Source organism: Candidatus Poriferisodalis sp. (assembly GCF_965214215.1).
In the GTDB taxonomy this organism is placed as follows: domain Bacteria; phylum Actinomycetota; class Acidimicrobiia; order Acidimicrobiales; family Poriferisodalaceae; genus Poriferisodalis.
The window spans coordinates 1,084,019-1,096,201 of record NZ_CBDCBD010000003.1; the positions used below are offsets into that span (position 1 = coordinate 1,084,019).

The window sequence follows — 12,183 nt, forward strand, 5'->3', positions numbered from 1 at the left end:
GAACCGGCGGTGTCGGCCGCTGTCCACGACTCTCTAATCGGAGAATTGGCCGTAGGCGAGGCCGCGGACGTGGGGTTCGGCGTGGAGGAGTTGGCGGAGTCCGGCAATCTCGGCTTTGTCCCAACCGACGGCCTCGCAAACAGCTGCGTCCCAGATCTCGCGGACTTCGCACTCGCCGTCTCGGAACTGCGGGACGGGCATGCGGCGGGTTGCAGCCCAGCAGTCAGCGAGAATTGAACTGGTGTGCGAGTCAGAGAGATCAGGCACCGGGAGGCCGTTGACCACCGCAGGTCGGTAGGTCGGGAAGTTCAACTTGCGCCCAGGATTTCGCATCAGTAGCAATCGGCCAGGCGTCGAGTTGAGGTAGACGGCCGCCGCCTTCGCCTGCCGTGCCCTAAAACCGACGACAGGCATCCAGCCATGCCCAACGTGTTTTGTTCCCGAAGCCACGGCGGTGAGTCGAGCGGTACTTGTGTCTTGGCCTGCGGTCACGAGCAGGTAGCCGGCCTTGTTGAGTACTGGCGAGGGACCGGGCCGCATATGGACCCAGTGTTCGTCCGGCGTCGCTGCGATCCGCAACTGCCCCCCGGCGCCCTTGCTCTTCAGAATCGGGAATGCTCCGTGGACCTCCGCCGATGCGCGCTTATGAGCCAGTGTCAACGAAGGACTGAGCAGACGCGCGGACACACCCGATTCACTAAGTTGGCTCAGCGCCGGGTGCTCGGCGAACTGCGCTGCAGCTTCGGCGAGTAGCGGCGAACGCCAAATGGCTGCCGTCCAATCGCCCCGCCGGACCCGCTCGCTGGGCCATTCGGAGACTTCGCCCCAGCTATCGGCAAGCACGCCGAATCCACGCTCTTCGATTGCTTCGAATAGTTCGATGACTTCCGCGTCGTCGTTGGGGAAGCGGTCGAGAGCAATGATGCGCGTGGGTGGGCGGACGCAGTCCATACGCCGTAAGACGATGATGCTCTCGTTGATATTGGTGTTCTGGCTGAGGTTGATGTTGCCGGGCTGATGGCAAGTCAGAATCGTGTCGACAGCGAACCGGCTCGCCAAGATGCGGCGCTCAACCAAGCCGGAATGATTCGCCAGCGCGATGGTCGGGTGGAGCATCGCGAGCACACCATCGTCTCCGGACACGCACCGCTCGGCCAGCGCGACGAACATCGGTGCAAGAGATCGCTTCGAGACGAACCCGTCTAACGCCGGATCCATGCCGACCAAAGTGCTCTCCAGCCCGTCTACACGGTCGCGGAGCCGCATCTGGATGTTGTTCGGGAACTTCTGGCCCATTCGTTCCCGCTCGCTGAACGGCGGATTCATGATTGCGATGCGGGCGCCGATCGCTGTTCGTGCTGCGCGTTCGACTTCGGGGTCGCCGAGGCTGGCCTTCACGGCTGAGCCCTGCGCTGAGTTGGCGAACATCTCGGGGTCAGACCGAGGCACGACTTCGTCCTCGGCGAGGAGCTCCAGCGTCCCGGCGGCGATGGGCACCATTGGATCGCCGGTCGGCCCGTAGGGCATCTCGTAGAGCCCCATCCCGCTGTACTTGATGTCGGTGTTGCCGGCGGTCAGTTGCGTGGCGGCGAGCTGTAGCGACACCGAGTTGATGTCCATCCCTTTGAGCACGTCTTCGACTGCGAGCTTTTGGAGATCGGCCAGCTTCCGAGGTAGCGCGCCTTGTTCGCGGGCTCGCCGCTTCATCTCCGTGAGCAGCGCCGCCAGCAAGGTGCCGCTGCCGCACGCGAGATCGACCGCCTTGTGGGCGCGCCAAGTGGCCGGGTCGGTCCAGTCCTGGTCGCCGCAAGCATCGAGCGAGAGCCGGGCCGCCATGGTGGCTGCAGGTGGGCGGGTGAAGTAGGCGCCGTCGGAGGCTTGATTGCCCATCACCTTGTTGAACAGCGGTCCGGCGTGGTCGGCGCCCATGTCGGCGTACGTCTCGGCGATGCGTTCGGCCTCGGCTGTCAGATGCCGCAGGGCACGCTCCAGGCCGGCGAGCTTGCCGGATTTGCGGACGGCACTGATGCACCTCATGGCGGGATCGATCACCGGCAGGAAGTCCTGCCGCGTGATGTTCTGCCAGTTGTCTCGGAGGCGCTCGACAACCTCGGGGTCGTTCTTGATCTCCGACAGTGACTCGATGTTGCGGAGCCAGCCACCGGCGGCGATGCGCTGGTGCAGCATGGCGGCGTTCATCAGCAGTAGCGCCGCGATGGTGCAGCCGTCGGCCTGGCCTGAGCGCTTGTCGGCCGCGAGCTGGTCCAGGCCGAAATGAGCATCCAGGGCTGGCTTGAGACCGTCTTGGCGAAGGTGGTGGGCGGCTTCGTTGACGCTCTCCTCGAGAACGTTCAGGTCGCGGCTGACCCGATCGCGCCGCAGGCCCGATTTGGCGAGCAGGTTGACCGTGATGTCGGTGCCGAACTCGCCCTCGATCAGCTCCAGCATCTGCTGGGCGTGCTCTTCTTGCTTCTGCTTCTTGTTCTTGGCGGCGCGCTTCTTTCGTTCGGCTGCCGACGGCACCGGCTTGCCCTCGCCGTTGTTGATCATCTTGCGGGCGTGCTTCTTGGTCCTCTCTGCATCGACCTGGCCGATGGTCTCCGTTGCTTTCGGTTTGTTGCGCACCACCGTGTCGTGGCGCAACTGCAGTGCGCCGTCTGTGGTCGGGGCGACTGTGACGATCTGGGTCGGCTCGGTATCGGGCGTCCAGTCTTCGGGACGCACCGGCATCAGGCCGTGCTGTGACAGGGGCGTGTCGGCTGCGGCTGCCGCTTCGATCACTTCGAACACCGAGTCGGTGGGGCCGCGGTGTTCGCCGTAGCGGATGCGGCCGGTTGACGCCGACGCGACCCCGACCAGGCTGGTGGTCTCCAGATTCAGCTGCGGCGGCGGCACGTACACCTGCATCATGTCGGCGAGTTCTTCCTCGATGCGGCTGTCGTGCGCTCGCAGTGCCAGCAGGATCTGGCCTAGCTCGGACCAGCCTTCTTCGGGGTTGGCCCTCGTCAGCCATCGTTCGGGGTCGTCGTTGGGCGGAATGAGGATCGGGCAGATGATGTAGCCGTACTTCTTGCCCGGAGCCGTCCGCATGGCTCGTCCGACTGCCTGGACGACGTCGATAGGACTCTTGCGGGGTTCGAGGAAGGCGACCGCGCTGAGCGATGGCGAGTCGGTGCCTTCGCCGAAGATGCCGACGTTGACAATGCCGTGCGGATTGTCGGCCGTTGCGGCGGCTAGATGTTGCTTGGCATTGTCCCGCTTGGCGACGTTGTAGGTGGCGTCGAGATGCTCCAAGGTGAACGTGGCGGGCTCGGTGCCTTCCATGCGCGATGCCAGCCAGTCGCGGACTGCGTCGGTCTGCAGGTCCTTCATCATGTTCTTGGACTTGTCGACGGTGTTCATGAAGGCGATGCACGACTCGACCGTGACGTCGTGCTCGTTCTCGGACCGGGTGGCCCCGCCCATCACGAGCACGAGCGCCAGGCCGCGTAGGTAGTCGACGGTGGTGAGCTTGGACTTGCCCTTGGACTCGGTCGTACGCGCCAGCTCGTTGGCTGCCGCAAACGCTTCTGGGTCGTTGACCCCGAGAGCGATGATCCGGTAATCCGAAAGCCAGCCGTTGCGGACGGCTTCTACATAGCTCTTGCGATAGAGCTCGACGCCGAAGATCGTCTCGTCATCCATGGAACGGACCACGAATTCGGAAGCGTCGACCCTGCGGGGCGAGGTGGTGTGGTTGTAGATGCGGGGTGTGGCTGTTTGATAGATGCGATAGCGAGCCGGGAAGGCCTGCTGGTCATGGCACAGCGTGAACTCCTGGAGTCGGGCCTGCTCGTCTGGTTTGCGGTGACGGCGCAAGGCGGCAGTTCGGTGTGCCTCGTCGCAGACGAGCACCTGGACGTCGGCGTTGGCGAGGCCGAGCGCTTCGGCGACGCGGCTGGCGCTCTGGTAGGTGCCGAAGATGACGCTGATGCGGGGCACATTGGTGGCATCGGCGATCCATGCGGCAATCTCTTCGGGATCGGTGGTGACCAGTCCCTTGATCTCAGTAGCGCTGACGTTGCTGTTGTCCTGAGTGGGGTCAAGTGCCCGTTTGGCGCTTCCTTCCTTCTTGGGGTCGTAGCCCGCGGTCTGGTCCGAGCACACGGCCATCGCACGGATGTCCGATTCGGCGTTCTGGAGGAACTCGCGTCGCAGCTGTGCCACAAGTGCAATCGACGGGCACAGCACCACCGAGAGATGGCCGGCTTCGGTGAGTTCTTCGACGATCCGCAAAGCGATGCGGGTCTTGCCGGCGCCACACGGCAGGATGATCCGGCCCCTGGCCTGTCCCTTGGGCAGACCGCCCGAGTCGGCTTCGGCGTGCTCTCGCAGGATGCGAACGCTGTGCTCTACCGCTTCGCGCTGCATGCACGTACGGGTCTGGGTGGCCTCAGGATTAGCGGGTTCGGCGCAGTGGGGACATTCGTCATCAGATTGCGGAGCCGCTGCGGCGGCGGTCTCAGCAGTGAGGTCCGCCGTCAGATTCACCAACTTGATCGGCTTGCCGCTGACCTCAATAGCGTTCTCGGCGTTGGCATTGAGCGGGTTAGCGCCGTTGGTGACCAGCCAGCGCTCCGCGAAGAGATCGTTGGCCGCAGGGGTCGAGAACGCTGATACCTCGCCCTTGCCGATCTCAGCCCCGGCGCCGTCGGGATCGAGCTTGCGGGCCTTGCACTGAACGGCAATTGGGCGATCGTCGGATCGCCGGTGCGCCACCAAGTCGATACCGATGTCCTGCTTGGTGGTGTTGGGGAAATGCTCCACCCGGGACGGCCATTCCGCCCACGGGTAGATCACCTCGACGTCCCAGTCCGCCAAGAACGGGGCCACCTCGACGGTGAGATCTTCGAGCCACGTGCCGTCTGTTGACTGAGGCGAGTAGTGCTCCAGCGTCTCAGAGGCACGTTCAAGCACATCCGCCCGGTCCGAACCGCCGGTCATGCCGCTACGAGGCCTGGCGCGCATGCTTGCGCTGACCTGAGCCTCGTCCGCTTCAGCCGCCGCGTGTAATCGCCGTTATCCCTCGGACACTGATCTTCGAGGCTGAGCCGAACGGCGAATCAGAGGTCCGGGCGGGCTGTGAGTCCCGCCACTCGAGACGGGGAGCAAGAACGGGATACAAGGAGTGCCGCTCCTGAGGGGATGGCGAAACCTCGCAGCATCTCCGTATGACTACATGTGATTGTGCAGGGCCCGAACACTCTTTGAGGGGTTCTCCGGGCTCGCAACGCCAGCCCTTGACGGCGCCACTGGAGCGAACGTCCAGTATGAAGCCTGGGCCTGCGGAAGCCGAAATGCCACCGGCCGAGGTCACCCGCACCGGCGGGGCCGATGGCTTTCGGGACGAGTCGGATGGACCGTCGACTGGTGAGGATGCGACGAAACGGGGTGCCGCTCATCGCTGCCGCTGCCGACAGGATGTCGTCAGCGGCAGCGCGGCCATCGCCAGTGAGCTACCGACTCGGATCGCGTCCGTTGACCATTCGGGTCACGAGGCAATCGCCGATGTCGTCCTCCTCACCGATTCCGATGCCCACAATCTGAAAGGGCTGTTTGGCCACGAGGTCACTCCCAACACGGTCCGCAGCTACAGAAGCCAGTGGCGCAGCTTCGTCACTTGGGCCGTTGCCCGGAGATTTCCGACGGTCCCTGCAAAGCCCGAGCATGTCGCTGCGTACCTGTTCGAACGCTTCGATCAGCTCGGGCACAAGCCGGCTACGTTGCGTGTCGCTGCCGCTGCGATCGCCTACGTCCACAACAGCTGCCGCCTTGAGAACCCGTGCAGTCATCCCGACGTCAGGCGAATCCTGCGGGGGGCGACGCGAGTGGCCGGCAAGGCTCAGAAGCAGGCGAAGGGCCTCACTGCCGATGCGCTCGACGCAATCACAGCCACCGCCTGCCGGCCGCGCCTGAGCAAGAACGGCAGACGAGAGAGCGCAGAGGCCGCCGCGAGGCGAGGAAGGGTCGATATCGCGCTCGTGAGGCTCATGCGCGATGCGATGCTGCGGGTATCCGAGTGCGCTGCGCTGACTTGGAGTGACATTGAGGCGGTGCCCGATGGCAGCGGGCGGCTGCTGATCCGGCGTTCGAAGACTGACCCCGACGGTGAAGGTGCCGTGGTGTTCGTGTCGCCGCAGACCATGTCGGCCCTTGCGTCGATTCGCAATGGCGCCCCAGCGGAACTCCGGGTGTTCGAGCTCTGTCCGAATCAGATCTCGCTGCGGATCAAGAAGGCAGCCGCGACGGGCGGCCTGGGCGACGGTTTCAGCGGGCACTCGCCGCGTGTCGGCATGGCTCAGGACCTTGCACGAATCGGCGTCGAACTGCCCAGCCTGATGACGGCGGGACGGTGGCGTTCCCCGACGATGCCCGCCCACTACACCCGCAACGAGACCGCCGACCGAGGTGCAATCGCGCAGTTCTACAACTACCCACGAGACCCCCGCGAGCCGCCTCAGACGGCCTAATCCGCACCGAACTGCTCGATGCACAGCACCTGCCGCACCGCAACCAGACTCCGCGATCCGCAGACTGGCCCGCCGTGCGCCGGTTGGGGGGTCGGTATCGGAAGGTCCGTGATTGCGTTGCTACTCTGCGGATTCGGCCTGCTGACGGGTACCCAAGATGGGGACCCCTGTCATGCCGAGGGGACTCAACAGCATGGATAACGGCGATTACACACTGTCTCGGTGAGCGCTCGTCGCCTCGATCTTGGCTGCTACGTACCACGAGCACAAGGCCCCACTGAGTCTCTCGAAGCCTTGGCTCGCAGTCGACCGGGTGCCTGCCGACGCCAATCCCCCTGATGCGCCGACCATGCACACAAACATTCAGCCTCGTTGAACCGAGAAGCTGAATCCGGCGTGATCTTGTGGGGCGGTTGGCGGGTGGCAACTACTCTGCGAATCTGGCTGAGCGGGACTGGGCGGGACAAGCGATGCCGACCCGAACTGCACACCGACACCAGCAGCACGACGAGACAGGGGCACCGATGGCAACAACATCTGAGACGGGCGCATCCACCGAGGCGACGATCGAGGACTACTACGTCGAGGACCGAGTGTTCGAGCCTGCTGATGGATTTCGTTCAGCAGCGCTCACCGCAGACCGGTCGCTGTACGAGGAAGCAGCCGCCGACCGGTTGGCGTTCTGGGCTCGCCAGGCCCGCGAGCACGTCACCTGGTTCACCGACTTCCACACCGCGCTCGAGTGGGATCTGCCCTTCGCCAAGTGGTTCATCGGCGGCACGCTCAATGTGTCGTACAACTGCCTCGACCGTCATGTCGAGGCCGGTCGCGGCGACAAGGTCGCCTACTGGTGGGAAGGAGAGCCAGGCGACACGCGCACCATCACCTACGCCGACCTGCTCGATGAGGTGTGCAAGTTCGCCAACGTGCTGAAGGGCTTGGGCGTGGAGCGGGGCGACCGGGTGTGCATCTACATGCCGATGATCCCCGAGCTGCCGGTGGCAATGCTGGCATGCGCCCGCATTGGTGCCGCCCATTCGGTGGTGTTCGGCGGGTTCTCGGCCGACTCGCTGTCGGATCGCATCGACGACGCCTCGGCGAAGCTGCTCATCACTGCCGACGGCGGCTACCGGCGCGGCGATCCGTTCGGGCTGAAAGACACCGCCGACGCCTCGGTGGCTGCAACGTCGACGATCGAGAACGTCGTGGTTGTGCGCCGCACCGGTCAGGACGTGTCGTGGAACGACAGCGTCGACCACTGGTATCACGACCTGATGGACGGCGCCTCTGCCGACTGCCCGCCCGAGCACATGGATTCCGAGGACTTGCTGTACCTGCTGTACACCTCGGGCACGACGGCTAAGCCGAAGGGCATCATGCACACCACCGGGGGCTATCTCACCCAGGTGGCGTTCACCCATCGTTACGTGTTCGACCTGAAGCCTGACGTCGACGTGTTCTGGTGCGCGGCGGACATCGGCTGGGTGACCGGCCACAGCTACATCGTGTATGGGCCTCTGGCGAATGGCGCGTCGTCGGTCATGTACGAGGGCACGCCCGACACGCCCCGACCCGAGTTTCGCGACGGCGACCGGGCGTCGTGGCCAAAGGACCGGCTGTGGGACATCCTCGAGCGCTACGGCGTGACCCAGCTCTACACCGCGCCCACGGCTATCCGCACGTTCATGAAGTGGGGCGCAGCCGAGGTCGAGCGGCACGATTTGTCCAGCCTGCGCGTGCTGGGCACTGTCGGCGAGCCCATCAATCCCGAAGCCTGGATGTGGTACCACACCCACATCGGCGGCGGTACCTGCCCGATCGTCGACACCTGGTGGCAAACCGAGACCGGCGGTCACATGATCACGCCGCTGCCGGGTGTCACCACGACCAAGCCAGGCTCGGCAACCCACGCGCTGCCGGGCATCTCAGTGGAGCTGGTGGACGATGCCGGCAACCAGGTCGAACGCGGCGGCGGCTACCTGACCATCACCGAGCCGTGGCCGTCGATGCTGCGAGGCATCTGGGGTGATCCCGAGCGCTACCGGCAGACCTACTGGAGCACGTATGAAGGCCGCTACTTCGCAGGCGACGGCGCCAAGCTCGACGACGACGGCTACCTGTGGCTCCTCGGCCGTGTTGACGACGTCATGAACGTGTCCGGCCACCGCATCTCGACGACCGAGGTGGAGTCGGCGCTGGTCGACCACCCTTCCGTAGCGGAAGCAGCAGTGGTGGGCGCGACCGATGACACGACTGGCCAGGCAATCGTCGGCTACGTGATCTTGCGAGGCGGCCACAACGCCACCGATGAGCTGCGCGAAGAAGTGCGCCAGCACGTCTCCGCCAAGCTGGGTGCGATCGCCCGACCCAGAGCCGTGGTGCTGGTGCCCGACCTGCCCAAAACCCGCTCGGGCAAGATCATGCGCCGCTTGCTGCGCGACGTCGCCGAAGGCCGCCAGCTCGGCGACACCACCACCCTCGCCGACGCCGGCGTGGTAGACGAGATCCGCACCCGCGCCGCTGAGGCGCCGAGCGAAGACTGAACCGCGCTTGGCTTCTTCTGACGATGACTGGCCGTCGTACTGGTGGTGGCGGGATGGACCGGTGTCGCCCGGCGATTGCGTGATCGTCGATATCGACGGGGTGCTCGCCGATGCCGCCCACCGTCAGCATCATCTCGACGGCCCGTGGCGCGACTGGGACTCGTTCTTCGCCGATGTCGGCGACGACGATGTGCTCGACGAGGTGGCCGAGTTGCTGGTGCTGCTCGCTCCCGAACTCGTGGTGGTGGCGCTCACGTCGCGCCCGACATGGGTGTCCGACGCCACCCTCACCTGGCTGGTGAAGCACAAGCTCCGCTGGGACCTGCTCATCATGCGACCGATGGGCGACTTCCGCCCCTCGCCGATGTTCAAGGGCGAGCAGACCGAGGCACTGGCTGAACTGGGCTATCTCCCTCGCCTCGCCATCGACGACGACATGCGCAACGTCCGCATGTACCGAGACCTCGATCTGCCCACCCTCTACATCGACAGCGGCTACCACCCCCACTGAAGCTCGCAACAGTGACCGATGACGGCTACAGCGAAGTCAGTGGTGCGAGCATCTCGACGAGTTCGGCCACGCTTTCGAGGTCAGCAGCGATCGATTACGCATCGAGGTGACGCTTGCGGCGGTAGTAGTTGCCGTGCAGGTCGTTGGCCGTGGCACGCAGAGCGCGGATGCGTAGACGATGATGCGCGTCTGGGCAACAGGCTGCCGTCATTAGCCTGAATCGAGACCGCACAGCGTCTGAATCACAACGTCGGGAACGAGGTATCACGAAACGTGCGCAACACGGCCAAGACCACCGTTCTCCTGGCTGGCCTCGCCGGCCTGATCCTGTGGATCGGCAGCTTCTGGGGCCAAGGCGGCTTGACCATCGCCGTCATCATCGCCTTGGTGATGGTGGGCGGCAGCTACTGGTTCAGTGACAAGCTGGCGATCCGCTCCGCCCGAGCCCAGGAAGTCCGGCCCCATCAGCTCCCCGAGTACTGGACGATCATGCGGGAGCTCACCGAACTCTCCAGCATGCCGATGCCCCGGCTGTACGTCTCGCCCGACCCGCAGCCCAATGCGTTCGCCACAGGCCGCAACCCGGCCAACGCTGCGGTCTGCGTCACCGAAGGACTCATCCGCCATCTCGACTGGTACGAGATCCGTGGCGTGCTGGCCCACGAGATGGCTCATATACGCAACCGTGACATCCTCATCGGCTCCGTTGCCGCAGCGGTGGCCACAGCCATCACCTTCGCCGCTCGCATGGCCCAATTCGCCCTGATCTTCGGCGGTGGCAGCCGCGACGACGACCGCAACCCGATTGGCGAATTGCTGCTGATTTTCTTGGCGCCGATCGCCGCGATGCTGCTGCAGATGGCTATCAGCCGCAGCCGCGAGTATCAGGCCGACCGCACCGCGGCCCGCATGATCGGCGACGGGGAACCGCTGGCGCGTGCGCTCGAGAAACTCGACGTGGCCTCCAAGACCGTGCCCAGCTTGGCCGACGCCAATCAGGCCCAGATGTACATCGCCAACCCGCTGGCCAGCCGCCGGATGGGTTTCAAGGGGCTGTTCACCACGCACCCGCCGATGGAAGAGCGTATCCGCCGCCTGCGTGACGGCTCCTGGCAGGAAGCGGTCTGAGTCCGGCGCTCAGTCCCGGAAGTTCTCGAACTGCAGGGGCACGTCGAAATCGCCTTCCTTCAGCTCGGCGATGACGGTCTGCAGGGCGTCGCGCTTCTTGGACATCACTCGCAGCTGGTCACCTTGGGTCTGCGACTGCACACCTTTGATGCCGAGTCCCTTGATGAACTTGTTCATCTCACGAGCCCGGTCTGACGAGATGCCGGCCAGCAGCGCGGCCTCCTGGCGCACGGTGCCGCCGGAAGCCTCCTCGACATTGCCGTAGTGGACGGCCTTCAGGCTGACCTGGCGGCGCACCAGTTTCTCCTCGAGCACCTGGCGCATCGCAGCCAGCCGGTCCTCGGTGCTCGAGCGCATGTTGATGGCGCTCTCACCAAGCTCGATGGCACTGCCGGTGTTGCGAAAGTCGTACCGGTTGGCGATCTCACGGGACGCCTGATCCACGGCGTTGCGGATCTCCTGCATGTCCACTTTGGAGACGACGTCGAATGAAGCCATGACCGCAAGCTAGCGAGGCGAAGTTGCTGAGGCGACGGGACGCTTTAGGCTGCGGTGCTCATCTGGGTCGGTGCCCGAGTGGCCAAAGGGAGCGGGCTGTAAACCCGTCGGCTTCGCCTACGGAGGTTCGAATCCTCCCCGGCCCACCAGCGAGAATCAGCGGCCGGCGCTGTAGCCGCCGTCGATGGGGTACAGGCTGCCAGTGATGTAACTGGCGTCGTCCGAAGCCAAGAACGCCACCAGCGCGGCCACTTCGTGGGGCTCGCCGTAGCGCTGCACGGGCAAGCGCTCGGCCATTGCCTTGCGGATGTCGTCGGCATCGTCGCCGCCGATGAAGGTTTCGAGTGAGCGCATCATGCGTGTCTCGATCGGCGCAGGGCACACGGCGTTCACCCGCACGCCTGAAGTGGCCAGTTCGAGAGCCGCGGACTTGGTAAGCCCGGCCACAGCGTGCTTGCTCGCCGAGTACGGAGAGATGCCCCGCGAGCCGAACAGGCCGGCCACCGACGCCGTGTTGACGATCGAGCCGCCGCCGCCAGAGATCATGGCCGGGGCGGCGTATTTGATGCCCAGCCAGACGCCGCGCACGTTGACCGCCATGACCTGGTCGAACGACTCTTCGGTGTATTCGATCATCGGGGCGTAGGTGCCTTCAATACCGGCGTTGTTGAACAGGACGTCGACTTGACCGAAGTTGTCGAGCGTCGCCTGCACATACCCGGCCACTTCGTCGGACCTGGTGACGTCGGCGCCGACAGCCAGCGCAGAGCCGCCCTGCGCCTCCACCGTCGACACGGCTGCACCCAGATCGGCCCTCGCAAGGTCCACCGCGACCACCGACGCCCCCTCGGACGCGAACCGCTCGCACGCCGCCAACCCGATCCCGCCGGCCGCGCCGGTCACGATCACCACCCGTCCCGTGAACCTGCTCATCTATGCGCTCCCTGCCGTCAACTCAAGAATCCCGCCGACCGTACTGCGACCCGGTCCAACC

Annotated in this window: 7 protein-coding genes and 1 tRNA gene; 5 read left to right on the forward strand and 3 right to left on the reverse strand. The window is 65.0% G+C overall.

Annotated features, from left to right (window positions below):
- Positions 1 to 33: 33 nt before the first annotated feature.
- A complete protein-coding gene (locus ACOOF5_RS07245) occupies positions 34 to 4,983 on the reverse strand; it encodes a DEAD/DEAH box helicase family protein (RefSeq protein ID WP_420437843.1) in 4,950 nt (1,649 codons plus the stop codon).
- A 353-nt stretch (positions 4,984 to 5,336) separates the two neighbouring features.
- Here ACOOF5_RS07245 and ACOOF5_RS07250 point away from each other — a divergent pair, with 353 nt between their 5' ends.
- The 4 genes from ACOOF5_RS07250 to ACOOF5_RS07265 all read left to right on the forward strand — a co-directional run bounded on the left by ACOOF5_RS07250 (position 5,337) and on the right by ACOOF5_RS07265 (position 10,691).
- Complete coding sequence (locus ACOOF5_RS07250) at positions 5,337 to 6,509, forward strand: tyrosine-type recombinase/integrase (RefSeq protein WP_420437844.1); 1,173 nt, start codon at positions 5,337 to 5,339, stop codon at positions 6,507 to 6,509.
- Between the two features lie 524 nt (positions 6,510 to 7,033).
- Positions 7,034 to 9,052: an acetate--CoA ligase gene (gene acs / locus ACOOF5_RS07255; RefSeq protein ID WP_420437845.1), complete on the forward strand. Its 2,019-nt coding sequence runs from the start codon at positions 7,034 to 7,036 to the stop codon at positions 9,050 to 9,052.
- Between the two features lie 7 nt (positions 9,053 to 9,059).
- On the forward strand, positions 9,060 to 9,563 hold the full coding sequence (locus tag ACOOF5_RS07260) for a hypothetical protein (protein ID WP_420437846.1): 504 nt from the start codon (positions 9,060 to 9,062) through the stop codon (positions 9,561 to 9,563).
- A gap of 273 nt (positions 9,564 to 9,836) precedes the next feature.
- Complete coding sequence (locus ACOOF5_RS07265) at positions 9,837 to 10,691, forward strand: zinc metalloprotease HtpX (protein WP_420437847.1); 855 nt, start codon at positions 9,837 to 9,839, stop codon at positions 10,689 to 10,691.
- A gap of 9 nt (positions 10,692 to 10,700) precedes the next feature.
- Here ACOOF5_RS07265 and ACOOF5_RS07270 read toward each other — a convergent pair whose 3' ends face one another.
- The gene (locus tag ACOOF5_RS07270; protein ID WP_420437848.1) at positions 10,701 to 11,189 is read right to left on the reverse strand and encodes a YajQ family cyclic di-GMP-binding protein; all 489 of its coding nucleotides are present in this window, start codon (positions 11,187 to 11,189) and stop codon (positions 10,701 to 10,703) included.
- Between the two features lie 64 nt (positions 11,190 to 11,253).
- Here ACOOF5_RS07270 and ACOOF5_RS07275 point away from each other — a divergent pair.
- Positions 11,254 to 11,338, forward strand: a tRNA-Tyr gene (locus ACOOF5_RS07275).
- Between the two features lie 7 nt (positions 11,339 to 11,345).
- Here the strand turns inward: ACOOF5_RS07275 and ACOOF5_RS07280 are convergent.
- Positions 11,346 to 12,122, reverse strand: coding sequence for an SDR family NAD(P)-dependent oxidoreductase (locus ACOOF5_RS07280; RefSeq protein WP_420437849.1), 777 nt, complete (start codon positions 12,120 to 12,122; stop codon positions 11,346 to 11,348).
- Positions 12,123 to 12,183 lie beyond the last annotated feature (61 nt).